This is a genomic window from Leptospira bandrabouensis (assembly GCF_004770905.1).
Classification (GTDB): Bacteria; Spirochaetota; Leptospiria; order Leptospirales; family Leptospiraceae; genus Leptospira_A; species Leptospira_A bandrabouensis.
On sequence record NZ_RQHT01000014.1, the window covers coordinates 1,633,697 to 1,660,607 of the forward strand.

Sequence of the window (26,911 nt, forward strand, 5' to 3'; positions counted from 1 at the left end):
AAAACGAATCGGCTATTGACCTTCCAACAATGGGAAGGTTTAAACTAGTTTTATGTTAACAAAGGAGTTATCATGAAACCAATCAAAAATTTACTAAAACTTGTGTTTTTTACAATGTTTTTGAGCCTCCATCAGATTTCCGCTCACGGGGAACACAAACCGGGTCCCCATGGAGGACAGATTAGGATGCCTGGTGCTTTTCATACGGAAGTGCTTCCTTACCAAAATTTGGGATTTAAAGTATATCTACTCGATATCAATTTTGAAAATCCGACTTCCAAAAATTCCAAGTTGTTTGGTAAGGTAGTATCAAAAGGTAAGGAGTTCCCTTTAAAGTGTTCGGGTCACCCTGACCATTTTTATTGTGAAATTCCAAATGGAATTTCGGTGGAAGAAGGGGAGTTAATTCTTTCTCCAGTTTGGAATTTCCAAAAAGGTGCGGATGTAAAATATAAACTTCCGCTAATTGAGTTAAAGGAACAAAAGAAGGAGCATCATCATGGTTAATTATGAAGTAGAAGGAATGACTTGCGGGCATTGCAAAAAAACTGTAGAGAAAGTTTTTGCTGAAATCGGTAAAGAAGCAACTGCTAACCTCGACGACAAATCAGTAACTGTGAAAGAAACTTTAACGGAGGCGGAGTTAAATCAACTTCGTGAACGTTTGAGTGAGGATGGATATTCCCTTGGAAACATCAAATAAAACCACCGAACGAACGTTAGACCTTTTTGGTATGACCTGTGCCAATTGTGCCCTTCGTATTGAGAAGGGCCTTGCTAAAATGGAAGGTGTTTCCGATGTTCGAGTCAATTTTGCTCGAGAATCGGTTTTTTTACGGAATGATGATTCTGTAACAGTGGATTCTCTTTTAAAAAAAGTAGAATCTCTAGGTTATTCTGCCATTGTCCATGATTCCAACAAACAATCAGAAACCGAGAAAAAACAGAAGGAACAAATTCGAAATCTAAAAATTCGTTTTATACTTTCTGCTATTTTATCCTTACCGTTGTTTTACGGTATGGTCACTCATTTTAGTTTTTTAAGTTTTATGCCAATGCCGCATATATTAATGGATCGTTATGTTCAGATGGCGATTGCCTTTCCTGTCCAATTTTTAATTGGGTTTCCATTTTATAAATCAGCATATCGTGCCTTGCGAAATGGATCCGCCAATATGGATGTTCTAGTGGTTATTGGTACAAGTGCTGCTTACGGTTATAGTATATTTGGAAAAGACCTATACTTCGAGACCTCTGCAGTTCTTATTACTTTTATCCTGGGTGGTAAGTGGATTGAACATTATGCCAAAGGGAAAAGTAGCGATGGGATTAATGCCCTACTTAAACTTCGTCCAGAAGTTGCTACTGTACAATCGAATGGTGTTTGGACTGAAGTTCCCAATGAATATTTAAAACCAGGGGATTTGGTTTTAGTCAAAGCAGGCGAACGTTTCCCCATGGATGGTTTTGTATTTGAGGGAATTAGTTTTGCCGATGAATCGATGTTAACTGGTGAAAGTATGCCTGTAGAAAAGAACGTGGGAGATAAAATTCTAGGTGGTACAGTAAACGGAAGTGGGTCTTTGGTTGTGAAGGCAAACAAAGTAGGGAATGATACAACACTTTCCCATATCATTCGATCTGTAGAAGAATCGCTAGGAACTAAGGCTCCGATCCAAAGGATTGCAGATCAAATTTCTGCTTATTTTGTGCCTGTGGTAATCGCTATAAGTATCATTGATTTTTTTATTTGGTATTTTTTTATCAATCCAGGTGTCATTGCTTCGGCCATCGAAACGAGTATAGCGATACTTGTCATTGCTTGCCCTTGTGCATTGGGCCTTGCTACACCTATCTCATTACTTGTAGGCACAGGAAGAGCCGCAAAAAGAGGTATGCTTTTTCGCAGTGCAGAAGCACTGGAATCAGTTTCCAAAATCAATTGGATTGCCTTTGATAAAACGGGAACCTTAACGGAAGGGAAACCAAAAGTAACAGAGATGACTCATACATTTTTGGATCCTAACCATTCGGATCTTGTTTTAAGTGATATTGTGAGGATGGAGGAAACTTCTGACCACCCTCTGGCCAAAGCCATTGTTCTGTTTGGAAAAGAAAAAAACATAATTCAAACAGATTCTGACTTGATTTCAACAAAAACTTTTCCTGGTGGTGGGATTGTATCGGAACAAAACAAAAATTCTTACTTTGCCGGCAAACGATCGTTTGTGGAAGAGAATGGATTTGTTATATCCGATTCTATTCAGAAAGCAATGCAACCTTGGACAGAAGATGGTTCCAGTTTGGTTTTTGTAGGGATACGAGGTGAAATCGAAGGGATGGTAGTATTTCGCATCGAAGATAAACTTCGAAAGGAAGCTAAGGATGCAGTTCAAGATTTAAAGTCCATTGGTGTGGAACCTGTCCTCCTAACAGGTGATCATCAGACTTCTGCTGAAAAAGTAGCACGTTTAGTAGGGATTTCTTCTTTGTATTCAGGTCTTTTACCAGAAGAAAAAGCAAAAATCATCCTTAGGCTCAAAACTGAAAAAATACATTCTGCTATGGTTGGTGATGGAATCAATGACGCACCTGCTCTTGCTTCTGCGGATGTTGGCATTGCGATGGGAACTGGTTCTGATGTTGCAATTAATACGGCGGATGTGGTGCTTGTTAATGGAGATATCCAAAGAATTGTAGATTTGATCCATATTGGAAAAGATACAGTCTTAAACATTCGACAAAACTTTGGTTGGGCACTTGGATACAATCTATTAGGCATTCCGATTGCAGCTTCTGGTTTGCTTGCTCCTTGGGTGAGTGGGGCTGCAATGGCCTTTAGTTCTTTGTCTGTTGTTTTCAATGCTTTGCGAATGAGCCGTTGGAAATAAAACATAACTAAACGATGGAGAATCTTTGGAAATTTATTTTATAAAACCTCCTTCCCACTTGGAATCTTCTATAAAGGAATTCTGGATTTGGAAAGAGGTAAATGTTAAGGAACTTCCTTGGATTTTACCATCTTATGAGTGTGAGATGGTGTTTCATTTGGGAAACCCACCACTTGTAGAAACAGAAGACAAACAAGTAATTCGGTTACCTGGGGTTCATCTTGTGGGACCTCAAACAAGAAGGTGGCGGATTTTATCCGAGTCAAATTTATCCTTAATTGCCATTCGATTTTATGTTGGTGGTTTGTATTCCTTGTTTTCCAAACGGGGAGACGAATTGCAAAACCAATTTTCTGAGATGAAAATGGATTCTTTGTTAGGTGTCTTTTCTGAAATTAAAGAAAAGATTTTATTAAGTGAAAATAACGTTTCCAACTTACTATTGAAGGATGACATCAGCACCTTTTTAACTTCCTTTTTGGAAACGTATCCGGGAAAAGCTCGCGAAATTCCTGCATACATTCGTTTTGCTTTATTGGAACTGACACGTCCTAATATTTCGATTGAAAGTCTTTGTAAAAAATTGGGAATATCTCGAAAACAACTGGATCGTAAATTTAAAGAGATTGTGGGTATGGCACCTTCGGAATACAGAACGGTGCACAGGTTACTCGAAATGGTAAGGAATCCGGAACACTACCGAGAGAACAATCCGAATTTAAAGTTCACTGATTTGGCCCAGGAATACAATTATTCCGATCAGTCCCATTTTAATCACGATTTCAAAAAAAAATCGGGAACGATTCCAAACGAATGGTTTGCGGAATTCGAAAAAATGTCCCATTTTTACAAGGGAGATTCGTCTGATACTGGTAGGATGAACAAATGATACAAAACATAATTGATTTCGTTGGTAAAACAAAATCCAATCTTAGATTGCGCACCTTGTGTTCTGCGATCACAAGAGAAGATAAAGATTCTTTCGATTTATTATTGGCGGATTCAGATCTGAAAGAAGTTTTGGTATCAGAATCACCTTTGCTTTTAGGGATTGCTGTTACCGAAGTATCGGATGTTTATTATCTAAAAAAATTATTATCGATTGGATTGGATCCGAATCAACCAGATAACATGGGTTTGTATCCGATTCACAAAGCAACGGAAACGGGAAATGTAGAAGCTGTCGAAGTACTTCTAAATTCAGCAGCAGATCCGAATGCTGCAGATCCGAGTGGTGTCACCGCCCTACATATTGCCAACAGTTTTGACGGACTCAGTGAAATCTCCGATCTACTCATTCGCAAGGGTGCCAATATCTACCAAAGGGACAAACTGGGCAAACGTTACTTAATGTAATACGAATCCCTGCCATTCATTTCCTGGGAAAGGTGGGTATAATCTGTTTGTCTGATTCACCTAGTTTTCAATCTTTGTGAATATGATTGGAACCCCTTTTACAAAGACTGCCACAAAACTTTTACTCCTGGGATCAGGCGAACTTGGGAAAGAGGTTGCCATAGAAGCAAACCGTTTGGGTGTTCATGTCATAGCCGTTGATCGTTATCCAAATGCGCCGGCTATGCTTGTGGCACAGGAATCGCGTGTCATCAATATGTTGGATCCAAAAGAATTGGAGGCCACCATACGAGAGTTAAAACCTGATTTTGTTGTTCCCGAAATTGAAGCCATTCATACAGAAACTTTGGTTCGACTAGAAGCTGAAGGTTTTCATATCATTCCCTCAGCAAAAGCAGTGAACCTTACCATGAACCGAGAAGGGATTCGAAACTTTGCAGCAAAGGAACTCGGTTTAAAAACATCAAAATTTCTTTTTGCTGATACGGTAGAAAACTTTCAAAAGTCAGTTAGAGAAATTGGATTTCCATGTGTAGTCAAACCCATTATGAGTTCTTCTGGAAAAGGACAAAGTATGGTTCGTGATGAGTCCGAAATTTTAAAGGCTTGGGAGTATGGCCAAACAGGAGGAAGAACAGGGAAAGGTAAAATGATTATCGAAGAGTATGTACCTTTTGATTTTGAAATCACTCTCCTCACTATACGACATATAGGTGGAACTTCCTTTTTACCACCGATTGGTCATAGACAAGTGAATGGTGATTATGTGGAATCTTGGATGCCACAGCCAATGACGGAGAAAGCACTCCTTGCAGCACAAAACATTGCGGAAGCAGTCACCACTGGTCTTGGTGGGAGGGGAATTTTTGGTGTCGAACTTTTTGTCAAAGGGGACGAAGTGTACTTTAGTGAAGTATCTCCAAGACCTCATGATACGGGCCTTGTCACACTGATCTCTCAAAATGATTCTGAATTTTCTCTTCATGTTAGAGCTTTACTTGGACTTCCTATTCCAGAACTAATCTTTCATACTCCCGCTGCCAGTTCGGCCATCCTTTTAGAAGGAAAAACTAAAACTCCTGTTTATACTGGGTTGGAAGAAGCTTTGAAAGTCAAAGGAGTCGATGTCCGCATTTTTGGGAAACCGGAAATTGATGGAAAACGCCGAATGGGTGTTAGTTTAGCATTGGGTAGTACGGTAGAAGAGGCTAGAGAAAAAGCCAATCGTGCAAGAGACCAGATCAGATTAAATGAATAAACATTCTAAAAAAATAGAAAGGTTAATCAACTAATTGCGAAACAAATTCTCTAATAAACTATAGGTATTTAGTCTTTTTTGATTTCTGGTGATTTATAATTAGACATCATCGATTCATAGATACTTTCTTCTCCAAAAGGAAGAAAGGAATTATCATAATGAAGAGCTAATAATCTGTTGTTTGTGTTCCCAAATCCACGAATGAGTTCTGATTCAATAGTATCAAAATCAGAAAATTCAATGGAATCCATAAACTTTCCATCGTGCAGAAGGTTTAAAAAAATGACAAACTTTCCTGCATGTTTTAAGATTTTCAAAGCAAATAACATTTCTCGAAGTTTTAGTAAATAGAGGAGAGGGCGAGTGTTTCTTGCCATGATTAACTTCTGTTCGGCTTCACTGATATCTCGTAACGCTAAACGTAAGAATGCTCTTGTTTGTGTTTTCTCTTTATCTCTAGATTTTCCACCGAGTAAAATCAATTCCGATCGAACTAGGTTTAAGTTTTTAGTTAGAATCTTATCATATAAGTTTATGAGTTTGAATTGGGTAGACCTTACGGCCAAATAAGCATCGCTGTATTTACCTTGGATGTGTAGACTTTTGAATCGCAAATACTCATTTATGATTTCTCTGTATTCTTCTTTTTCTTCAGGACTTCCTAAGTGAACAATGCTGGAATCAAGAGAATGAACTAAAAGATAGTTTTCTTCTGCGCCAAATGCCACTTGTAAGTTTCCATTCGCATAACTACCGCTGCCGAAACTTAAGTATAGGAGGAGCAGGAAGAAAAAAGTTCGCACAGTACAGTTTCGGAATTTAGACCCATGAAAAAGAGTTCATAATTTCACTGGTAGTTTTTGTGTCGATTATGTCCGACGGGATTGGGGAGCGGCCATTTCCCGGGAAAACTGACAGATTTTCTCTTCGATTCTACTCGTCGTTTCTGGTTCTTTTTCGATCCTGGTTTTATACGAAATAGGGAAACCTTCGGAAATTATATGATTAAAATATCTGGTTTAAACAAACAATTCAATGGCAAAGTTTTATTCGATGATTTACAATTCAGCGTCAACCGTGGCGAACGAGTAGGACTTGTCGGTCGCAATGGACATGGAAAATCCACCTTAGTCCAAATCATTCTAGGTAAAACAGAGCCAGACTCAGGCAATATCACCATCCCCAAAGGATACCGAATCGGCCATTTGGAACAACACTTAGTTTTTACAAAACCAACCGTATTAGAAGAGTGTGCACTGGGACTACCAGAGGGTGATGAATACGAAACTTGGAAGGTGGAACGGATTCTATTTGGGCTTGGCTTTTCCGAAAAAGACATGGAACGAAGTCCTGAAGAATTTTCCGGTGGTTACCAAATTCGAATGAATTTAGCTAAACTTCTTGTGTCGGCACCTGATATGCTCATCTTAGATGAACCAAACAACTATTTGGATATTGTCACCATACGCTGGTTAGAGGAATTCCTTCGTGAATGGGAAGGTGAGATCATTCTGATTACCCACGATAGAAGTTTTATGGACAGTGTTGTAACTCATACGGTAGCCATTCATAGAAGCAAAGCAATTAAGGTGCAAGGTAACACAGAAAAGTTATACACACAAATCAACCAAGCCGAAGAAATTTACGAAAAAACTAGACTGAACGAAGCTAAAAAACGCAAACAAGAAGAAATTTTCATCGCAAAGTTCAAAGCAAAGGCAAGTTTTGCAAGCCGCACCCAATCTCGTGTTAAAAAATTAGAAAAACAAGGTGAAATGAAAGCACTAGACAATATTGAAGATATGGAACTCTATTTTAATAGTGCCCCATTCTCCGCCAATCAAATGTTAAGTGTAGAAGAGGTTTCATTTTCTTATAACGGAACATCTCCCTATTTGTTTGAAAATTTTTCTCTAAGTGTTGGACCAGAAGATCGTATTTGTATTATTGGGAAAAACGGAAAAGGTAAGTCCACATTACTCAAGTTAATTGCAGGGGAACTGCAACCGGTTTCAGGTGAAGTCAAAAAACATCCCATTTTGAAAGAAGGATATTTTGGCCAAACCAATAAATTAAACATGAACGAAAGTAATACGGTTGTCCAAGAAATTATGAGTGCTGACCCGAATTGTTCAGAAGGAAAGGCTCGTAACATTGCTGGTGGACTTATGTTTTCGGAAGACCTTGCGCTAAAAAAAATCAAAGTTCTTTCCGGGGGAGAAAAGAGCCGGGTACTCCTTGGAAAAATTTTGGTCACACCTTGTCACCTTTTGTATTTGGATGAACCGACAAACCACTTGGATATGCAGTCTTGTGATTCCCTCATTGAGGCCATTGATAACTTTGATGGCTCAGTGATTATGGTAACACATAATGAAATGCACTTGCGCGCTGTAGCCACAAAACTAATTGTATTCGATGATGACCGAGTTTTTGTCTATGATGGGGGTTATGACGACTTCCTCTCAGACATTGGCTGGAAGGATGAAACTGTTTGAAATCGATCCTCACTCTAAAACAAGTTTCCAAGTCTTATGACAACGGATTCCAAGCGTTAAAAGATGTTCATTGGGAAGTAAAAGAGGGCGAAATCCATGCCCTTCTTGGCCCAAATGGAGCAGGGAAAACCACTTTAATCAATTTGATTTGTGGCATAGTCTCACCAAGCTCTGGTGAGGTGATTGTTGACGGTTTTAATATCATCAGTGAGTTCAAAAAAACGAGATCTCTCATAGGCCTTGTTCCCCAAGAGCTCAGTGTACACGCATTTGAGACGGTTTGGGCCAGTGTATCATTCACTCGTGGATTGTATGGTAAACCAGCCAATCCCAAATACATCGAGGAAGTTTTAAAATCCCTTTCTCTTTGGGATAAAAAAGACCAAAGAATTATGACTTTATCTGGCGGGATGAAACGAAGAGTTCTTATCGCCAAAGCCTTGTCACACGAACCAAAAATTCTTTTTTTGGACGAACCAAGTGCCGGTGTTGATGTGGAACTTCGAAAAGATATGTGGAAAATTGTAGAATCCCTTAGAAAAAATGGGGTAACGATTATCCTCACCACACATTATATCGAAGAGGCAGAATCGATTGCCGACCGGATCTCTGTGATTAGAAAGGGAGAGATATTTCTCACCGAAGACAAGGACCGGCTCATGAAACAACTTGGAACCAAACAACTTCGGATTGAACTTAAAAAAAATCTAAAACAAATTCCAAAAGCACTTTCGAAGTATGAATTGGAACTTGTTGATAATCATTCCGCTCTTGTATTTACTTATGATCGTTCGGATGATAGTAGTCTCATTACCAAACTTTTGGATGATTTGAAAAAACTGAAAATCCAATTCAGTGATTTAAGCACAAAACAAAGTTCATTGGAAGAAATCTTTGTTCAATTGTTACAGGAGGCTGTATGAATTTTTACGCAATTAAGTCTATCTATAGATTCGAGATGGCTAGAACCTTTCGAACTCTTTTACAAAGTATTGCTTCTCCTGTGCTTTCGACTTCTTTATACTTTATTGTCTTTGGATCGGCCATAGGTTCGCGGATCCAAGAAATCGACGGAATCCACTATGGAAGTTTTATTGTTCCTGGACTTGTGATGTTGTCCTTACTGACTGAGAGTATTTCGAATGCTTCCTTTGGAATTTATTTCCCGAAATTCAATGGAACTATCTATGAGATTCTATCGGCTCCTGTGACTATGTGGGAAGTAGTGATTGGATATGTTGGAGCAGCGGCCACAAAATCACTGATGCTTGGTGTGTTAATGCTCATAACCGCATCCTTTTTTGTTCCCATCCGCATAGATCATCCTATTCTGATGGTGTTTTTTCTTGTTTTAACTTGCATTAGTTTTAGTTTGTTCGGTTTTGTGATTGGAATTTGGGCAGATAGTTTTGAAAAACTCCAAATGATTCCAATGTTAGTCATTACACCACTTGTATTTCTTGGTGGAAGTTTTTATTCCATACAAATGTTACCACCATTCTGGCAAAAACTGAGTATGTTTAACCCTGTTTTGTATTTGGTCAGTGGGTTTCGTTATAGTTTTTTTGAAAGAGCAGATGTTGCACTTTCCGTGAGTATTTCCATGATCCTTATGTTTTTGACTTTATGTTTGACTGTGACTTGGGTTATCTTTCGCACAGGATATAAAATCAAAAACTAAGGACAGTTAGGTGTGGTTTTGGAATTTTGGCCTTAATAGATCTTTAAAAGTTCCACTTCAAAGATGAGAGTAGAGTCAGGGGGAATGTTCCCTACCTTTTTACTACCATAACCTAACTCTGGTGGAATGATGAGTTTTCTTTTTCCACCGACTCGCATTCCTTTGATACCTTTGTCCCAACCTTTCACTACTTCTCCGGCCCCAAGATTGAATTCAAAAGGTCGGTTGCGATCACGGGAACTATCAAATTTAGTACCGTTGGTGAGTTTGCCCACGTAGTGAACTGTCACATAGGAACCAGAAAAGGCTTCTTCTCCTTTTCCAACAACGAGATCGATGATTTGGAAGTCCTTTTCAGCAGATTGTATGGGAAATACCAAAACTAAAAAGGAAAATAAAAGAATTCGGCTAATGAACTTCATATTGAGTGAAAGCATTCATGATTTAGATTTCTTTGCCAATGAAAAAAACTATTCCTAATCCAATCCTATTTTAGAATAACCAAATGTTTTATGAGTTTATTTTCTATTGTCGGGAACTTGAGTCCTTCCTCTTCAGAAATCAAATCCAAGAATTTAAAGAAGGCGACCACGATAGTTTTTTTGCCGAGGAAATGTTGCGGTATATCCAGGCAGAGTCCTTAAAAATTCCCCAGACTGAAAAACAAAAATACCCAAACCTTCCTTGGGATAAAATTGACAGCCTATGGGAAAAGGATTTGGCCAGGGCTTATGATTACATCGATCTAAAAATGTTATACTATATATGTGCTTATGAAATTCCAAAAATTACGAAAACAATTAAATTGGAGGCCCGCTAACGATTTACGCAGCGGACTTTCCACTATTTTTGATAATTTCTATATTTTCTTCAAAACGAACTTTTTCTGCATAGGTTCGTTTTCCGGAAAATTCCACTCCGACAAGTAAATCACCAGATTCTTCTTTTTTGGCCCAAGCAATTTTTCCAAAAAACCGAAAAGGTGTTTGGAGTTTAAAAACCAATTCCAAAAGGATTCCTTTTTGTTTTGGTAAAGTTTCCACCAAATTACTGTTACCAACTCGTAATTTTAACCCCGTTGTGGATAAATCCAAAACTGGAAATTTTTCTACGGTTGTCATTAGATTGGCGTCTTTGATTCTTTCTATCATTTCTGCAATTAAAGTTTGGTAGAATGTTAAATCATCTGCAGTAATGAAGTTTTCTTTTGTTTGTAACCAGTAGTATCCGATGGGAATGATTTCTTCTAATTCATTTTTATAAAGAATTGGAAGAATTAACTCTGATTTTATTTTTTTGTCACGAGCTGTCATCGCAAGTTTTTCAACTTGTTCGTCAATTTCGTCTTCATAATTGATAAACCCATCTTCATCTGAACGATAACTTTCGACACTTGTCGCATCTTTGATAAACAGGATTTTTTGTGTTGATTTCACAATGTCAAACTTTCGTTCCATACCGGATTTAAAAATATCCATTGTACCTGCTTCGCCAGACCTAACCATCATTCGTTTGCGATAGTCTTCAAAGTTAACTCGTACAAGAGTTGGGATATTAAACATATTGGCTTCGATAATAGTCTTGGAACTGACAATGTTTGTTACGTTGACAAGTCCTTCTTCTGTAATCGTAAAACGTGGATTTAATCTTTCTTTTTTGGCAATGAGGACTCTATCAACATGTAGTTGGATTTTAGTTGGAGAAAGTTGTTTCAGAAATGTGCAATGGAGTTCTAAATAACGTGCCAGTAACTTCGAAAGGATAAAAGAAGAACCCGGTCCAATGGGCCAAACTTCCGACCAATCGACTATAATTTCTTCACCACCGGGTAACTCCTGTGTGACGGTCATAGTTTGGATTTGTCCATTCCAATTGGCCTTCATTTCTTGATTCATTAAGTAGTGTAATATCACATGGTGTTTTTGTTCTTTCCCTGTGATTTGATCCATTGGTCGCATAGCTAAATTCCGAGTTCTATTTTTTAGGTACCGGAAATAAATTTCTGTCCCTAATGGAGAGTAAAGAGTAAGTCCGAATCTTTGGCAAGAAAAAGGAAAAATTAAAGTAAGAGTAGGTGTTTTTTTTCGGTTAATTCATAACAGAATTGAATCCATGAAAAATGATTTTGCAGATGAGAATACTCGGGAAGGTACTGAGATAAAAACACTTCACATCGTTTCTCACGTTCGAAATATTTTTTTTCCATTACCTTCGTTAGATCGTTTAAAGTTTTTTCGTATGTGTCAGCATCCATATAACCTTCATGTAAGGCCTTTTTTAGAAACATACATTTTTCATTCCATTCATTTGGGGAAAGTACTGAGATTGTTTCTAATTCTAACCAAAACTCTTTTAGTTCTTGTTCGAACTTAGGAATTTCTTTTTTGATACTTTCACTTTTAAAAAAAAGTGTGCGAAGGTGGCTTTTTGCGCAATCATCGATTTCGGAAGTTTGTCCGTCTCCAAGTACAAAATAATTTTTGGGAAAGGAAAAGGTAAACATTGCTCCTTTGTAAGGAGAAATTAAATCCAATTGGTATGACCCTCTCGCATTCATTTGCAAAGTTCCTTTGACAATCGTTCCATTCACGTCTGTTTGCAATGTTTTGATTCCGAGCATACTGATAATCAATTGCTAATGTAGTGAAATTTATTGTATGGTGGTCTTTTTTTTTAAGAATTTTGAATTGTGGGAACTACTTCGAATAGGATTGGAGATTCCCCTAAAGATAGAAAACCTAAAGAAGCCATGAATTATTTTTTGCAACCGAAAGTGGACGGAAGACCCTGACATTATTGTGCAGTCTTCCATTTCCAGTGAATCTTCCAACCAACCTAAACTTCCGAAAGCAAAAGGTACCAAAAGAGCCCTTCTTGTAGAAGGTGGGGGAATGAAGGGTGCCTTTTCCGGTGGCGTTTTACACGCATGGAATCGGTTTTTACGACCGAATTACTTTGATTTGGTGGTGGGAGTATCTTCTGGTGCTTGTGCCGCAGCCTATTATGTTTCCATGCCTAAAGAGGAGCCTGTCAAAAGTCAAAAAGCACTAGCAGTTTGGTATAGAGATTTATCAGGAAGGAAACTAATTTCTTTTTTTCACCCATTTCAGGGCAAAACTCTTCTGAACCAAGAATACTTAATTGATTTTATCTTTCGTAAAAAAGTGCGTTTGGAATCAGAAACATTAGATAGGAAAAATGTTCCTCATTTTGCCATTGCCGTAAGTAACCTTCAAACGCATTCCATTGAATATATTAAAGCTACTTCTTCAAATGTTTTTGATCTTTTGAAGGCTGCCACTTCTCTACCTATTGCAACTCGGGGCAAACATTGGTTAAATGGAAAATTATATTCCGACGCAGCGATTTTAAATCCACTGCCAATCCAGGATATTATTGAAGCAGGTTATAAAGAAATAGTGGTGATTATGAATTCACCTATTCGTCATATTTCTGGCCCATTAACTCGTTTTACAAGTTTACTGGCTTTTCCAAAACATAGAACGATTCGGAAGATGATGCGTAAACTTCACCACTTCCACTTCAATGCAGCTAGAGAAATTGCAGTTAAACCACCAAAGGGTGTAAAAATCATCACTGTGGCACCGGATGGACCTTTGCCGGTGAAACTCACTACAACCATTCGAGCGAAATTATACAAAACCGCTCTTCTCGGTGTTAGAAAAGGCGAAGAAGCATTACAAAAAATTTTAAAACGGAAATTGAAAAAATAAATTTTAATTTTTTTCGTTCATATAACTTACAAAAAATGCTCCGTATGGTTTGTTGAATGCATTTATAAAATCTCCGCCAATAAACCATTTTCCATTTTTATAATAACTCACATTCCCTACATCATTTGGGTTGGGATACCAATCAAGAACTGAATTGGTTTTTGCATCAAATGCAGCAATATATTGACTTGCTGTGTTCCCACTGAGTCCAGAAAAGGAACCAGTAACAATTACCTTTCCTTCAGGAGATGCTGTTAGCGACGAAACCATTGCATCCGCATAAATATAGTTTGGTGTAATGTAGCTTTGTGTTTGGGTATCGTAGGTTGCAATGTGATTGAAGGTTCCGAAACTACCAATCGAAGTAAAGATTCCTCCTAAGTAAATTTTGCCATCGAAATAGGCCTGTCCATTGACTCCGTTACTTGGATAGTTTGCACTAGAAGGAATGGAACGCATAACGCCTGTATTTGCGTCAACGGCGCGGTAATTGAGTACTGTGTTATCACCATTAAGACTATTAAAAATTCCGCCAACAAAAATAAGATCCTTTAAAATTAGTAATGTGCTGGCACTTTCTCCTGCACCTAAAGCAGGATTCCAGGAAGTAAGGCCAAAGGAATTTGAATCAATGGAGGCTAGACCATTGCGAGTTTGGCCAGCTACAGAAGCCAAACCATAGCCGCTAAAGAAAATTTGGTTTTCGTTACTTGTGATGGTTCTAATATCGGTGCCTACCGGTGAAACACCAATATTGGTTGGATTTAACTGGTAAGAAGGCAAATCTAAAATGGCAAAGGAAATCCTTGGAATTCCGTTGATACTCTCAAAGGAACCTCCAACAAAAAGATGGTTATCTTTAACATGAAGGGCTTTGATCGAATAATCAAAGTTTGGTGTATTCTCAGCTGGGTATCCAGTTTCTTCATCAAAAGCGGCAAAATTGTTTCGAAGTTTTGTATTGATAGTGGAAAAATTACTTCCCATTAGAATGGTAGAACCTGAAAGAACAATATCTCCAGCAGGGAAGTAAATAGTAGAGTTTAAACTCGGATCCCACTGGTTTAAGTTTTGACTTGGTAAGTCGTAACTAGCAGCATAGTTTCTTTTCTGACCTTTTGCTTCGGTAAACTCACCAAGGACATAAAGTTTATTTCCGATAACATTTAAACTTCTGACGTAATTGTTGATTGCAAAAGAGTTTTCTTTAACAGCACCTAATTGATTATCTACACCAACAAGATAATTAGCTGGAGTGACTCCGATAGTTGTGAACTCACCACCCAAGTAAATTGTGTTTTCGAATTGTTTGACTTTAAATACTTCCGCGTTTGGATTCGGGGACCAAGATGTTTGGGTTCCATTTAAATAGAAAGACATAGCACGACCTGTAAATGGTCCAACAATATAGAGGACGCTAGTGCCTGTATGATCTGTTCCAAGATGTAAGTCATTCACTTGCCCACTGGCAGGGGCTTGTGCTGTGAAGGATGAATCTACGGCACCAGTGACTGGAGATAATTTTACAAGGCCATATCGTGGGCTTCCTCCAACGTTTTGAAAATGCCCACCGACATACAAAGCTGATCCATCAGATACGATATCAAAAACGGAATTATCATAGGATGGACTGAGAAATCCAGGGTTGAGTGCACCTGTGATACGATGAATCGATGCAATATTATTCTGTGAACCAGATCCCCAGCCTGTAAACATACCTCCAACGTATAAATTTTCACCTAATAATGCTAAGGCGGTTATGTTGCGATTTGGGTCTTCGGCTGGCACAAAATTTGTGTCCAATTGGCATCCAGGTAAGATATGTGCTACTTGGCTACGTTTGATTCCTTGGACATGAGTAAAATCGCCTCCGATATAAAACCCACCTGATTCGTCAGAAATGACAACGTTAGTGAGACCTTTTACCTTTAGATGGGGACAAAATCGATTGGGAATGCTCATCCCTGTTTGCGCATCGACCATAGCAGCACTCCCTGTGGCTATGCCTACCATTGTAAATTCCCCACCAAGTATGATTTGTCCTTGGTAACTTGTAATGGCATTGACCCTGGCCGTTGTGCCGTAGACTCCCCATCCTTCGAAGAAGGAAAAGGAAGGGAGACAAGAAGGGGAATGGTCACCGGTCACATACCGAATGATAGTTCCTAAAAGAAAAGATTTTGACTTCACATCACAGGCATTTTCAAGGTCTGCAGGTTTGCATTGAAATAAATTGATAAAACTGAGAACGCTTACGAATAGAAAAAGGAATCGGCCCATAAGGCCATTCTTAGAAGATAAATTTAATGTCTAGTTTTTTGAAGGGATGTCGCTTGGTTCCTTTCTAGGAAAATCTCTAATTATTTGACCACGTTTCTGATTTAAAAAATTGAATTCAAACAATTATATCGTCCGCAATGACCAACTATTGTTTGTTACTGTTCATTCAAACTGGAGCGCACAAACCCGCCAAAACTTCGTTTGAAGGAACCTTGGAACAAACCTCCCAAATAGTATTTTCCATTTTTAAAATGCGAGGATAAAAGGGCGTCATTCATTCCTGGATTCCAAGGAGAAAGTTGGTTGGAATTGGAATTGTAGATTCCAGCGGAAAATCTTTCTCCGATTCCATTCAAACTGTTAAAACTGCCACCAATAAGAACATTCCCATCTGGGTAAGAAGTGAGAAATTTGGCAATACCGTTAGTGTAAAGTTGTGAGGGAGATTCATAGGATTGTGTTGTTAGGTTGTAGATTGCCAAATAACTAAAACCTGTGCCAATGGAAGTAAATGCACCTCCTAAAAAGATCCGATCACCCACTAATGCCTGTGCGTTGACTACATCATTTGGAAATACTGAGGAAGAAGGAAGCAGTTGTTTGGTTCCATTGATTTTATCTACTGCTTGGTACCTGTAGGTAGTTGCATCAGCATTCATTCCTAAAAACCCACCTCCGATGAAAACTAGATCTCTGACTAAGAGGACTGTATTCCCATCTCCATTTAAATCGGGGTTCCAATTTGTGACAGAAAGGTCTCCCAGGTTTAAAGCAAAGGCATTTCTTCTCGTAAGTCCATTGACTGTAAGAATGCCATTCCCGACCGCATAAATTCGAGATTCGTCGCTGGTCATGGATCGTACATCATAGGTGGAACCAGCGATCGTTGGGCTACTAGGGTTGATTGTATAATGAGGTAAATCTAAAACCACCATTCCATTTTTGGTTTGTCCTTGCACGGAGGTAAATTCACCCCCTACAAACAGTCGATTGTCGATGCGATGGAGAACTTTGATTGGCAAATCAAAGTAAGGTGTGCCTTCAATGGGTTTGCCAGTATATTCATCGATCACTGCAAAATTACTGCGTGAAACCACATTTACCGTAGAACGAAAGGATGCGACAAGAACCACTCCATTCCCAGCAGAAACAAACCGTGCACCAGGGTTACTCATTACATAATCATAGTTGGGATCAAACGCACTTACTGTCTCACTGGGAAGATCCAGTGCTGCCACATAATTTCTAGAAACTGACTTTACCGAAGTAAAACTTCCACTTAAATACAACGTATTCTCCACAACTTGGACGGAAGCCACTAGGTTGTTGACCGCATAATTGGCGTTTATCGTTGCTCCAGTGCTATTATTGACGGAAACAAAATTTGATACGGCAGACCCATTGACTGTGGTAAACTGCCCCCCTAAATAAATGGTATTTCCATATTGTTGGACTGAGTTTACATTTAAGTTGATATTGGGGTTCCAGGGTGTAGGAGTGCCATCGGGGTAAACAGAGAGGGCATTCAAACGAGGGGCGATGGCTAAATCTCCTACCGCATAGAGATTGGGACTGCCATTCGCATCGGATCCGTAATAGAGGTCTACGCAACTTCCACTAGTCACACCTGGGTTAAAGGAAGAAACAACAGAACCAGAAGCAAACGAATATTTGGCGAGGGAACTTCTCAGAAGACCTCCGACCGTGGTAAAGGTGCCACAAAGGTACATGGCATCCATGTCAGACTCGAGATCAAAGACAACCTCATCCAATTGAAGATTGAATTCGGGTTCGAGTGCTCCCGTATATCGATTGAGTTTGACCAAGTACTTGTAATTGGTATTTCCATTCCACTCGGTAAAATAACCGCCTACATAGATTGAATCACCTTTGATGAGTATCGCCCTGATTTCTCTGTCATATCCTATCGAAGGGTTAAAGTTCCGATCCACTTGGCAACCAGGTGAAATATGGGTGATGCCCATCCGTGTTTCTCCTTGGACTGCAAAAATACTTCCTCCAATGTAAAACCCACCACTCCCATCAGAGATTGCTGTAAAAGCAGAGCCGTCGATTTTGAGATAAGGACAATACCGATTGGGAAGTACCTTTCCATTGGCAGTTTCTAAATAAACGACATTCCCTGTAGAAGGGCCCATTAACTGAAAATTTCCACCAACGATGATTTGGTCATTGTAACTTGCAATGGCATTCACACTGGAATACCCGGAAGTCCCGCGAAAGACTCCCCATAGATCTTGGAAGTCGAAGGATGGATAACAAGAAGGAGAACGATCTTCTGTGACAAAACGGACGAGAGTCCCCAATAAATAATCTTTTGATTTTATATCACATGGGTTTGAAAGTTTTGGAGGTTTACAACCAATCACTAAACCCATAAACAATGCGTAGATGATGATAATTTTTCGCATACTGACCATAATGCGATATTTTAATAAAGAATTTAGAATTTGTCTAGTTGTTTGAAATAAATTTCTGCGAAACTGAGATATGTCTAAAGAGAGATGCTTTGGATTTCCCTAATGTTAGTCGGTACGGGACTATTTCTGCTTTGGATTTGGAAAAAAAGTTCAAAAACTAACAACATAGTACCTTCTGAACAAAAAAGATTCACGCGAAACCTTGAAAAAAATACAACTGTTATGGAATCCTCAAGTTTAGAATTTGCGATTCTATTTGCGGCGGGTTCTTCTGAATTGGAAAAACAATCTCTGGATCGATTGCTGGAGAATTTAAATCCTTCCGTTTTCTCCCAAATAGGATATATCACTTTAATTGGTTCTGCGGATGCAAGCGGTCATCTAACTACGAATCGACGTTTGGTAAAAGAAAGAATCCGTGTTGTCGAAAGTTATTTATTTTCATTAGGATTTCCCAAGGAAAAAATTAGAAAAATATTTTTAGACCCCAGTTTTGGTCGAAGTCCTGAAGAGCGAAGGTTACTCCGGTCTGTTCGTATCCAATACAAAATAGAAACATTGAAGTGACATATAAATCCAAATTAATACATTTGATTTTGAAACAATGATTCAAACCGATATCCAAATTCGATTTAATGACATGGACCCCATGCGAAGAGTCAATAACTCTAGTTATTCGACTTATTTAGAATTAGCAAGATTAGATTTTTGTAATCGTTATCTATCAGTTTCAGAACTCGAAGACATTCCTTTTGTTCTGGCTCGTGTGGAAATGGATTTAAAAGCTTCGGTTCTCCCTGGAGCTTCCATTTTTGTAGAAACTTGGGTTTCCTCTATCGGCACTACCTCTTGGGAATTTTCTTATGAAATTCGAGATAAACTCACTAACAAAGTGTATGTGAAAGCAAAAACAGTTCAGGTATACTTTGACTATAGAGCAAAATCTAAAAAACCAATTCCTCCTGATTTTTTAAAATCGTTAGAGAAAGAACGTTTATAATTTAGAACAACTCATGTGAATCAAAATGTTTCCATTCCCAATGGTAGGCGGATTTGTCTCCGTATTGGATACATTCGGAAAGCCAATTGGATTCTGGCTCAGGTCTTAGAAGAGAATAAGTTTCTGAAACAGACCGAATGAGTTCTCGGTATTCGGGAAGAATTTCAGGAAGAAGTGGGTCTGTATGTCTTTCGAGTAGTCTTACCACCGATTGGAGCAGAGCAAAATAAATTCCTTTTCGTAAAAGTTCAGGAAGTCCCTTCGGAACTGCCACCAGTGCTTCTATTTGTGGATAGAGCGATACTAGTTTTGGAACATGGACATACAAATCGCTTGGCAACCTGCCTTGCATTTCCGTAAGATAAACTTCATCCTCTACACCACCCATGACAAATCCAGTTTACCAGATCCGTTCCCAAATTAAAACCATTTGTGAAAAAGAAGGATTTTCTTTGGTGGGGTTTGCCGAGGCCAAAATTCCCGAAGCAGACTTGGCAAATTTGGAGGAGTGGATTTCGGAAGGACGTTTCGGAAATATGGATTGGTTTGCCAAAGACCATGCATTAGGAATTCGGAATCGATTTGAAAATTTGGGCCTTACCCCTCGTTCGGCGATTTGTCTTGGATTTGTATACCGTTCGGATGCTTCCGAAAATATTCTTTCTCTAATGGAATCAAAGGTTTCTCGTTATGCGTTAGGTTCTGATTACCATATCCTTCTCAAAGAAAAAGGAAATCGCATATTAAAAATACTAAGGACAAAGTTTCCAAATTATAAATTTAGGCAATCTGTGGATAGTTTGCCCGTGGCAGAAAAAATTCTTACGAGAGAATCTGGAATTGCCTGGCAGGGAAAAAATACCAATCTCATCCATCCCAAACTGGGATCTTATTTTTTTCTTTCCACAATTCTCACTGATTTGGAGTTAGGTGGCCCAGATCCGGAAGAAATTGTCACAGACCACTGTGGGAGTTGTCGTAAATGTATCGATATTTGTCCGACAGGTGCTTTGGATGCATATAAAATTGATGCCAAAAAATGTATTTCTTATTTAACCATAGAAGATAGGAGAGAAACGGAAGCCACGGAATCTTTTTTAAAATGGGACCGCAAAGGTTGGGTGTATGGATGTGATCTTTGCCAAGAAGTTTGTCCTTGGAATGCCAATGTCGCCAAACGAAACAAAGTGGAAACCACAGAACCTGGATTTTTACCCAGAGCTTTCTGGACCGATCCGGAATTTACCAATAAAAAAGCACTTACCAAACAAGAATTTGATGAATATTTTAAAGATTCCCCAATCGAAAGGATTGGATTTGAAATTTGGAACCGGAATCTAATACAAAAAAACGAAAAAGAACCGAACTAATAGATTTTTAAACAACGAATAGGTTTCAATCTTATCAAAAGATGAATGATTTGAGTTTCCGCTTCATAGAATTTGAACCATTTCTGTTTTATTCTTTTATTGAATGGAATTTTTTTGATAAATTCTCTGTTGCCAGTTTCGGATCTTTGGCAGAACAAATCGCACTGACGACTGCTAGGGAATCGGCTCCTGCTTCAATGACGGCTTCCGCATTGGATTCTTTGATTCCCCCAATGGCAACAATCGGAAGATTGGTTTGGTTCTTTAACCAGGTAACACCCATAAGTCCCCATGCAGGTTTGGTATTGGTTTTTGTATTGGTATCAAATACGGGAGAAACGGCCAAATAATCCAACTCTGGTTTTGGATGTGTATGAATAAGAGAAAAATAGTCTTCTTTTGTTTCTAAAGAAAGTCCAAGGATCGCCTGTTCTCCTAAAATTCTACGCGCTTCCCACCAAGGTAAATCGGATTGTCCCAGATGGACACCTTCGGCTCCTGCGGCCAAACAAATATCCAATCGATCATTGATGAGAAGGGGAATGGAAAATGGTCTTAGGATTTCTATTAAATGTTTGGCGAGTTCTAAAAATGTTCGGCTATCTGTTTCTTTTTCCCTCAGTTGGACAAAAGATACTCCACCAAGGGCGGCAAGTTTTACGACTTCTGCTAAATTGTGGTGGATACATAAGGGTCTATCGGTGACAAGATAAACCCCTCGGATCTGTTTTTTATTCACCATTTAACTTTTGTTTAATGGCATCGGCTCCGATTTCATAGAGGGCATCTAAAAAAGCAACTTGGAAACTTCCAGGAGAACTTGTTTTGGATTTTGCCATTTCCCCAGCAATACCCATCACAGCCATAGCAGAAGTAGCCGCGCGAAATTGGTTGGGTTGGATGGCAGCAAAGGCACCACAAATGGCTGAAGCAGTGCATCCAAGCCCTGTGACCTTAGTCATCAAAACATCTCCATTGCGTATTTGGGCTTTTTCTGTTCCACTTAAGATATAATCAGTAGCTCCTGAGATCACAACCACCCCACCCGTAACTTTCGAGAGAGACTTCCCTGAATCCACTGCCGACTCGGAGGAATCTGTTGCATCGACACCTTTTGTTTTTCCAGAAGAATTGAGAGTCGAGAGAATTTCAGATGCATTTCCTCGGATAATGCTCGGACTTCCTGCACCGAGGATACGACGAATTGCCATATTACGCAAGTTACTCGCTCCTGCTCCTACAGGATCTAAAATGAGAGGTTTGTTAAGAGACACCGCTTTTGCCGCAGCTTTTTCCATACTTTGGATCCAAGGTTCAGAGAGTGTTCCTATGTTGATAACCGTAGCCGAACAGATTGTAACCATTTCTTCCACTTCTTCAATGGCATGGGCCATAATGGGAGAAGCACCAATGGCAAGAAGAGCATTGGCTGTGTTATTCATGACTACATAGTTTGTGATATTATGAACGAGAGGGGACTTAGAACGTAAATTTTCCAAGTCTTCGATAGTGTTTTGAATGATTGATTGAGACATGCGGAGGTATCCTAGGAAAACCTAGGCAATCTTCGCGATGGCGTCTTCTACTTTTTTGATTAAATCCGATTCAGACCAAGGTTTGTTTAAAAAACTATGTAGGTCTACTTCTCCTCTCAATTGGTTGAGTGAGAGTTCATCGATATGACCAGAAATAATTATTTTCTTAATCTCTGGATATGTTTTGTGGACATCCCTAAGAAACTCATCACCTCTTTGGTTGGGCATAAGCCAATCCGAAATAATGATGAGGATATCGATTCCTTCTTCTGCCAATTCTTCGATGATCGACCACGCCTCTTCCGTATTTTGGGCGGTTTCATAACGATACTCGTTCCCAAAATGTTTTTTGAGCTGAGACTTCAGGCTCATTAGAATGATTTGTTCGTCATCAACGAAGAGAATGGCTTTGTTCATTACGAATTACTTTCCGTCGTGTGGGCATTCAATGAGTTTGTCGTGACCAGGGCAGGAACGTTTTTCCTTTCCTGGGCAAATGGCAAAAGATGCAGATGTAATGACAAAAAGACTAAATAATGTGATGGCTGTTTTCATAATGACCCTCTTTTGGAATTAGACGACAAATGGGACGCGAAAGCAAGAACGATTTCTTCAAACTTTTGTTAGAATTTCGTAACCTTTGTCTGTGACAAGAACGGTATGTTCAAACTGAGCCGAAAGTTTTCCGTCTCTTGTGCGAACGGTCCATTTATCGGATTTGTCGAAATTCACTTCCCAAGTCCCTAAATTGACCATTGGCTCCACAGTAAAAATCATTCCCGCTTCCATTTTTGCCAGTTTTCTAGGAGATCGAAAATGGGGAACTTGTGGTTCTTCATGGAAATTACGTCCTACTCCATGACCCATTAGGTCCCGAACAATTCCATACCCAAGGGGGGTAAGAAAATCATCAATGGCATTGCCGATATCATCAATTCGGTTTCCTGGTTTCACTTGTTCAATTCCGATCCACATGGCTTTTTCGGTATCTGCCACAAGTTTTTCCGCTTCGGGACTAGATTTTCCACCCACGATAAAGGTTTTAGAAGTGTCTCCAATGTATCCGTCGACTATTGGTGATACGTCTAGATTGACAATGTCTCCATCGGCGAGAACATCCTCTTTTTTGGGAATTCCGTGGCAAACCACGTGATTGATGGAAGAACAGATGGATTTCGGAAACCCTTTGTACCCAAGGGGAGCAGACCTATGACCATTTTTTTTGGTATAGGCCTCAGCAAGATCGTTCAGCTCCAGGGTCGTGACCCCAGCTTTGACGAAAGGTTCTAGATACACGAGGAGTTCGGCGGCAAATTTTCCCGCCTTCCTCATCTTTTCAATTTCAGATTTGTTTTTAATGTAAATCACGGATTAGAAATCTGTGGAGCGAACCGTTGTTCTTTTGTTGGCAGAGGTTCTTTCCAAAGCTTTGTCGATCAATCGGTAGATTTCTTCATTGATTCCTTCAATCGCATCGCCAGAAGTCATAAATCCCTTACTTTTGATGTATGCTTTCACTTTAGAAGTGACAATTAGGGATTCCTTCGACGTTGATTCTGTTTGTTCTTCGGACATGGATACCTCGGTTATTTCTTTCTAACTCCGAGGATGTTATCTACGAGGGATTTTTCAATATTTAATTTTTCGCTAATTGCCTCAGAAGACCACTGGTAATTGTCGTGGAGGCTCTGGATGGTGGCTCTTTTCCTCTCGACAAGGGGATTTCCCGAAACTTTTCGGTCTGATTTCCCCGTTGGGACCGGATTTTGCATGGCCCCTTGGACAATGTCCAGGAATTCGGAGAGTTTTTCGAAGGTTTCGTCTGCCTCTCCGAGGAGAGATTCCAAATCATCCTTGGTTTCGCGTGAGGATTCTTTCAGGTCTTCCAGACGTTTTTGGAGGGTAAGGATTTGGCGGTGGCGGTCGGAAAGATCACCTAGCAGCTCTTCGATTTTGTCAAACTTACGTTCGACCGAATCAATTTGAGCTTCTCGTTCTACAAGGAAGGAAGTGCGGTTTTCCGCTTGGCGAATGGTTTCTGTGAGTTCCTTTTCGCGGGCTTCTACCACTTCGATTTCGCGGTCAAGGATGTCGAGGCGGGCTTGGAGTTCCCGTGCATTGTGTTTTTGGCCTTCTAAGTTTTCTACCAAATGGAAAACGGAATCTTGTGACTCTTGTAGGGAAGAAAGGAAGGATTCAATTTTAGATTGTTCTGCTGTGAGTTTGGTTACCCGAGTTTCAATGGAACTTACTTCGCTTAAACTTTGTTCAAAACCTTCCATCGTTTCCGATACATGGACTAGGTTTGAGGCAAGGATTTGTATTTGTTTGTCGATGTCTTCGGTTTGGAACTGAGCTTCTTTTAAAGTTTCTAATTCGTTTGCGATTTCTTTTCGAAGTTCAGAAAACTCGGAGATTGCCGATTGGTAGAGGTCAATGTCTGGTCGATTTTTTTCAAGGGATCGGAGGGCTTCAGAAATTTCTTCTACAGCACGATTGGATTCATCTGCAATCTGTTTGGCGGAAGCAAATAAATCAGAATGTTCTTTGACCGTTTCTAACTCACTCGAAAGAGTTAAGATATCTTCTTTTAATGTTTCCATCTCGGATTGGAAACTAAAAAGAGTTTCTTCTTTGGTATCGTTTAGATCCTCCAATCCATTTTTGATTTCTTGTTTTAAATCCTGGAAACGATCTAAACTTTCTTTTAAGAAGTCTTGGCTTTCTTTTGCAATCTCTTTGAAAGACTTTTCGTAGTCTCTTTGATAAGTTTCAATTTGTTTTTTAGATTCGTCTTTAGAACGTTTGATACTTTCGTCTAAGTTGCGTTTGACGGTATTTAGATGGTTTGAAATTTTTTCTTCCAGTTGGCCTAATTGGACATTTCCTTTATCAAGGAGTTTTGTCAATTGGTGAGAGATTTTAGAATCAATGGTTTCATTGAGCCTATCCATTTTCTCTTCTTGTAAATTGAAAAAGGATTCACCCGATTCTTCTAAATGTTTGAGGATTCGTTCGACTTCGCTACGAGCCAGTTTCGCTTCTTCTTCTAATCGGGAGATACTTTCTTTGGTTTTGGACTCTGCTGCCATATCCAAATTAGCTTTTGCTTTTTGGAATTGGTTTTGAAATTCACCGAGTAGGTCAGCACCTTCAATATGAATTTCTTTTAGGCGATCCTGGAGTCTTTCAATACTATAATTTTGGTCTTCCCGAATTTTACCGAGTTCGTCTTCCCATTTGCTGACAAATTGTTCTAAGTTGGCATTGGCGATACGAATCTTTTCTGTGACGATTTCTTCGGATTCTTTGGCTTTTTCTTCTGCTGTTTCTAAAATTTCATGTGCGGATTCTCGAAGAGCCGATTTTAACTCTTCCACATATTCATCCACATCTTTGGTTTGTGCTGTAATGGATTCGTTTAAGTTTTTGATTTGTGATTGGACTATCTCAAGATCTGATTCCATTTCACTCTTTTGGAGTTTGAAATCAGAATTCATTCTTTCTTCGAGTTCTTTTCTTAATTCAAAAAGAGAAGTTTTAATGACTGTTTCTTGGTTGGTGCGAACCGAATCTAACTCACGATCAAAATCTTTGAGTTCTTGCAGGGCACTTTTTTTGAGAGAACTTGCTTCTTCTTTTAATTCTTCAGAGATACGGTGGAATTCTTCAGAAAAGGCTTCAATTTCTCGAATGAGTTCTTGTTTGCGAATGTCGGCTTGGCGCAGGAGTTTGTTCTCTGCTTCCAAATATTTTTCTTGGAATTGGATGATGGTTTGGTTGATCCCGTCAGCTTGTCTTCTGGTTTCATTGATGATGTCATCACGTTTGGAAAGTGTTTCGAGAGACAAATCTTCAATTTCTCGTTTGATGGCATCTGTCTCTTGACTTAGACCCTTCATAAAAGAATCTTTTGTATGAGTGACTTGGTCAAAAATAGAATCAAAACGTTCTTGGATTTTTTTCTCGAGTAAGTTTACTTTCTCATCTAACTTACCGGAAGCTCTTTGGTATTTTTCTTCTAACCTTTCATCAAACTTATCCACTTTGTCAGAAAGTAGGGAAGATGTATCTTCGAATTTTGTTAGGCGAACATCCAAATCCCCTTGCGCATATTTCATGGATTCGAGGAGTAAATCCATTTCTTTACGTGCGTGGTCGAGTCGTCCGGCAGTTTCTCCTACCATCACATCTGCATGGGATAAAAGTTTTTCGCGTGCAGTCTCTGCAATTTTGGAAAGTGAATTGTCTAGAAAATCGGATTTGGTTTCGAGTAGGCTTTCTAACTCCACCATCTTTTGTGCGACAGATTGTAAAATTTCATCGCTTCTAAGATTGAGTTTATTTTGGAAAGTATCCAACATAGAAATGGATTCATTATGAAGGGCTTCCATATCTTCCGATACTTCGCGTAACTCTCGTTTGTGGGAATTGATCTGAGAGAGACCTTCTTCCATATATTGTTTTTCACGACGTACTTGGGTACTCAAATCTTGGATTTGTTCCATCTCGCCTGATAAAGAAGAGAGGTAATCTTTGCTCGCGCGGATTTTTTCGAATAGGTCACGAGATTCGGAACTTAAAGATTGAATGTCTTCGGCCACTTTTCGGGACTGTTTGACAAGGATGTCGAGGTCAATGCCCGCATCTTTCACCAATTGGATTTTTTGAAGAGCGACACCATCAATTTCATCGGTCAATTTGGACGCATAACGTTTGAGTTGGGAGAGTTTGGTGTTGGATTTGTCCAAACGACGTAACCCAATGGTCACCGCAACACTGGCTAAAAAAGGCAATAAAAAGACTTCTAATCCCATTTTCTCAAAGATCCAATAATAGTATTATGTCGCATGAAGATGGTTGAAGA

The 26,911-nt window shown here is 39.2% G+C and carries 28 protein-coding genes; 14 read left to right on the forward strand and 14 right to left on the reverse strand.

Features of this window, described 5'->3' with window-relative positions:
• The first annotated feature begins 72 nt into the window (after nucleotides 1–72).
• From EHR07_RS14865 to purT, 6 genes are all read left to right on the forward strand, one after another.
• Nucleotides 73–507, forward strand: a complete 435-nt coding sequence (locus EHR07_RS14865) for a hypothetical protein (protein WP_135745776.1) — start codon at nucleotides 73–75, stop codon at nucleotides 505–507.
• Nucleotides 500–703 carry a heavy-metal-associated domain-containing protein gene (locus EHR07_RS14870; RefSeq protein WP_135745777.1) on the forward strand — a complete coding sequence of 68 codons (204 nt, stop codon included), beginning with the start codon at nucleotides 500–502 and terminating at the stop codon, nucleotides 701–703. The genes EHR07_RS14865 and EHR07_RS14870 overlap by 8 nt, the downstream gene beginning before the upstream one ends.
• Nucleotides 687–2,891 carry a heavy metal translocating P-type ATPase gene (locus tag EHR07_RS14875; protein WP_135745778.1) on the forward strand — a complete coding sequence of 735 codons (2,205 nt, stop codon included), beginning with the start codon at nucleotides 687–689 and terminating at the stop codon, nucleotides 2,889–2,891. The genes EHR07_RS14870 and EHR07_RS14875 overlap by 17 nt, the downstream gene beginning before the upstream one ends.
• Nucleotides 2,892–2,916: 25 nt before the next feature.
• The gene (locus EHR07_RS14880) at nucleotides 2,917–3,780 is read left to right on the forward strand and encodes a helix-turn-helix domain-containing protein (RefSeq protein WP_135745779.1); all 864 of its coding nucleotides are present in this window, start codon (nucleotides 2,917–2,919) and stop codon (nucleotides 3,778–3,780) included.
• Nucleotides 3,777–4,247: an ankyrin repeat domain-containing protein gene (locus tag EHR07_RS14885; RefSeq protein ID WP_135745780.1), complete on the forward strand. Its 471-nt coding sequence runs from the start codon at nucleotides 3,777–3,779 to the stop codon at nucleotides 4,245–4,247. The genes EHR07_RS14880 and EHR07_RS14885 overlap by 4 nt, the downstream gene beginning before the upstream one ends.
• 82 nt (nucleotides 4,248–4,329) lie before the next feature.
• Complete coding sequence (purT, locus tag EHR07_RS14890) at nucleotides 4,330–5,505, forward strand: formate-dependent phosphoribosylglycinamide formyltransferase (RefSeq protein ID WP_135745781.1); 1,176 nt, start codon at nucleotides 4,330–4,332, stop codon at nucleotides 5,503–5,505.
• A 68-nt stretch (nucleotides 5,506–5,573) separates the two neighbouring features.
• On the opposite strand, the gene EHR07_RS14895 is transcribed toward purT, so the two are convergent.
• Nucleotides 5,574–6,308 carry an adhesin OmpL37 family surface protein gene (locus EHR07_RS14895; RefSeq protein ID WP_135745782.1) on the reverse strand — a complete coding sequence of 245 codons (735 nt, stop codon included), beginning with the start codon at nucleotides 6,306–6,308 and terminating at the stop codon, nucleotides 5,574–5,576.
• Nucleotides 6,309–6,506: 198 nt separating this feature from the next.
• Between EHR07_RS14895 and EHR07_RS14900 the strand changes: the two genes are divergently transcribed.
• From EHR07_RS14900 to EHR07_RS14910, 3 genes are read left to right on the forward strand one after another with little or no spacing between them, the layout of a single operon-like run.
• Nucleotides 6,507–8,003, forward strand: coding sequence for an ABC-F family ATP-binding cassette domain-containing protein (locus EHR07_RS14900; protein ID WP_135745783.1), 1,497 nt, complete (start codon nucleotides 6,507–6,509; stop codon nucleotides 8,001–8,003).
• Complete coding sequence (locus EHR07_RS14905) at nucleotides 8,000–8,926, forward strand: ABC transporter ATP-binding protein (protein WP_135745784.1); 927 nt, start codon at nucleotides 8,000–8,002, stop codon at nucleotides 8,924–8,926. Before EHR07_RS14900 ends, EHR07_RS14905 begins: the two co-directional genes overlap by 4 nt.
• Nucleotides 8,923–9,684, forward strand: coding sequence for an ABC transporter permease (locus EHR07_RS14910; protein ID WP_135745785.1), 762 nt, complete (start codon nucleotides 8,923–8,925; stop codon nucleotides 9,682–9,684). Before EHR07_RS14905 ends, EHR07_RS14910 begins: the two co-directional genes overlap by 4 nt.
• Before the next feature lie 32 nt (nucleotides 9,685–9,716).
• On the opposite strand, the gene EHR07_RS14915 is transcribed toward EHR07_RS14910, so the two are convergent.
• Complete coding sequence (locus EHR07_RS14915; RefSeq protein ID WP_135745786.1) at nucleotides 9,717–10,106, reverse strand: FKBP-type peptidyl-prolyl cis-trans isomerase; 390 nt, start codon at nucleotides 10,104–10,106, stop codon at nucleotides 9,717–9,719.
• An 83-nt stretch (nucleotides 10,107–10,189) separates the two neighbouring features.
• Between EHR07_RS14915 and EHR07_RS14920 the strand changes: the two genes are divergently transcribed.
• A complete protein-coding gene (locus tag EHR07_RS14920) occupies nucleotides 10,190–10,504 on the forward strand; it encodes a ribonuclease HepT family protein (RefSeq protein WP_135745787.1) in 315 nt (104 codons plus the stop codon).
• 4 nt (nucleotides 10,505–10,508) lie between these two features.
• Here the strand turns inward: EHR07_RS14920 and EHR07_RS14925 are convergent, their stop codons facing one another.
• Nucleotides 10,509–11,642, reverse strand: coding sequence for a DUF1577 domain-containing protein (locus tag EHR07_RS14925; RefSeq protein ID WP_135745788.1), 1,134 nt, complete (start codon nucleotides 11,640–11,642; stop codon nucleotides 10,509–10,511).
• 101 nt (nucleotides 11,643–11,743) lie between these two features.
• Nucleotides 11,744–12,304: a hypothetical protein gene (locus EHR07_RS14930; protein WP_135745789.1), complete on the reverse strand. Its 561-nt coding sequence runs from the start codon at nucleotides 12,302–12,304 to the stop codon at nucleotides 11,744–11,746.
• 271 nt (nucleotides 12,305–12,575) lie between these two features.
• On the opposite strand from EHR07_RS14930, the gene EHR07_RS14935 reads away from it, so the two are divergent.
• Nucleotides 12,576–13,418 (forward strand): patatin-like phospholipase family protein, encoded by an 843-nt coding sequence (locus tag EHR07_RS14935; RefSeq protein WP_238778473.1) that lies wholly within the window; start codon nucleotides 12,576–12,578, stop codon nucleotides 13,416–13,418.
• 3 nt (nucleotides 13,419–13,421) lie between these two features.
• Here EHR07_RS14935 and EHR07_RS14940 read toward each other — a convergent pair whose 3' ends face one another.
• Entirely contained in the window at nucleotides 13,422–15,698 is a 2,277-nt protein-coding gene (locus EHR07_RS14940) for a Kelch repeat-containing protein (RefSeq protein ID WP_135745791.1), read from the reverse strand.
• Nucleotides 15,699–15,853: 155 nt separating this feature from the next.
• The gene (locus EHR07_RS14945) at nucleotides 15,854–18,130 is read right to left on the reverse strand and encodes a hypothetical protein (protein ID WP_341867213.1); all 2,277 of its coding nucleotides are present in this window, start codon (nucleotides 18,128–18,130) and stop codon (nucleotides 15,854–15,856) included.
• A 231-nt stretch (nucleotides 18,131–18,361) separates the two neighbouring features.
• Here EHR07_RS14945 and EHR07_RS14950 point away from each other — a divergent pair, with 231 nt between their 5' ends.
• The gene (locus tag EHR07_RS14950; protein ID WP_244288954.1) at nucleotides 18,362–18,706 is read left to right on the forward strand and encodes an OmpA family protein; all 345 of its coding nucleotides are present in this window, start codon (nucleotides 18,362–18,364) and stop codon (nucleotides 18,704–18,706) included.
• A 37-nt stretch (nucleotides 18,707–18,743) separates the two neighbouring features.
• Nucleotides 18,744–19,139, forward strand: a complete 396-nt coding sequence (locus EHR07_RS14955) for an acyl-CoA thioesterase (RefSeq protein WP_135745792.1) — start codon at nucleotides 18,744–18,746, stop codon at nucleotides 19,137–19,139.
• Between the two features lies 1 nt (nucleotide 19,140).
• Here EHR07_RS14955 and EHR07_RS14960 read toward each other — a convergent pair whose 3' ends face one another.
• Nucleotides 19,141–19,527 (reverse strand): LIC_11502 family protein, encoded by a 387-nt coding sequence (locus EHR07_RS14960; RefSeq protein ID WP_135745793.1) that lies wholly within the window; start codon nucleotides 19,525–19,527, stop codon nucleotides 19,141–19,143.
• Between EHR07_RS14960 and queG the strand changes: the two genes are divergently transcribed.
• On the forward strand, nucleotides 19,526–20,509 hold the full coding sequence (gene queG, locus EHR07_RS14965; RefSeq protein ID WP_135745794.1) for a tRNA epoxyqueuosine(34) reductase QueG: 984 nt from the start codon (nucleotides 19,526–19,528) through the stop codon (nucleotides 20,507–20,509). The genes EHR07_RS14960 and queG overlap by 2 nt on opposite strands.
• An 88-nt stretch (nucleotides 20,510–20,597) precedes the next feature.
• Here queG and thiE read toward each other — a convergent pair whose 3' ends face one another.
• The 7 genes from thiE to EHR07_RS14995 are packed head-to-tail and all read right to left on the reverse strand — an operon-like array spanning nucleotide 20,598 to nucleotide 26,861.
• Nucleotides 20,598–21,251, reverse strand: a complete 654-nt coding sequence (thiE, locus tag EHR07_RS14970; protein WP_135745795.1) for a thiamine phosphate synthase — start codon at nucleotides 21,249–21,251, stop codon at nucleotides 20,598–20,600.
• Complete coding sequence (gene thiM, locus EHR07_RS14975; RefSeq protein WP_135745796.1) at nucleotides 21,241–22,044, reverse strand: hydroxyethylthiazole kinase; 804 nt, start codon at nucleotides 22,042–22,044, stop codon at nucleotides 21,241–21,243. The genes thiE and thiM overlap by 11 nt, the downstream gene beginning before the upstream one ends.
• A gap of 21 nt (nucleotides 22,045–22,065) precedes the next feature.
• On the reverse strand, nucleotides 22,066–22,461 hold the full coding sequence (locus tag EHR07_RS14980; protein ID WP_135745797.1) for a response regulator: 396 nt from the start codon (nucleotides 22,459–22,461) through the stop codon (nucleotides 22,066–22,068).
• Nucleotides 22,462–22,467: 6 nt separating this feature from the next.
• Nucleotides 22,468–22,599, reverse strand: coding sequence for a hypothetical protein (locus EHR07_RS19285; RefSeq protein ID WP_279633218.1), 132 nt, complete (start codon nucleotides 22,597–22,599; stop codon nucleotides 22,468–22,470).
• A gap of 57 nt (nucleotides 22,600–22,656) precedes the next feature.
• Nucleotides 22,657–23,412, reverse strand: a complete 756-nt coding sequence (gene map, locus EHR07_RS14985; RefSeq protein WP_135745798.1) for a type I methionyl aminopeptidase — start codon at nucleotides 23,410–23,412, stop codon at nucleotides 22,657–22,659.
• A gap of 3 nt (nucleotides 23,413–23,415) precedes the next feature.
• A complete protein-coding gene (locus EHR07_RS14990) occupies nucleotides 23,416–23,619 on the reverse strand; it encodes a hypothetical protein (RefSeq protein WP_100744290.1) in 204 nt (67 codons plus the stop codon).
• 11 nt (nucleotides 23,620–23,630) lie between these two features.
• A complete protein-coding gene (locus EHR07_RS14995; RefSeq protein ID WP_135745799.1) occupies nucleotides 23,631–26,861 on the reverse strand; it encodes a SpiroCoCo family coiled-coil protein in 3,231 nt (1,076 codons plus the stop codon).
• Nucleotides 26,862–26,911 lie beyond the last annotated feature (50 nt).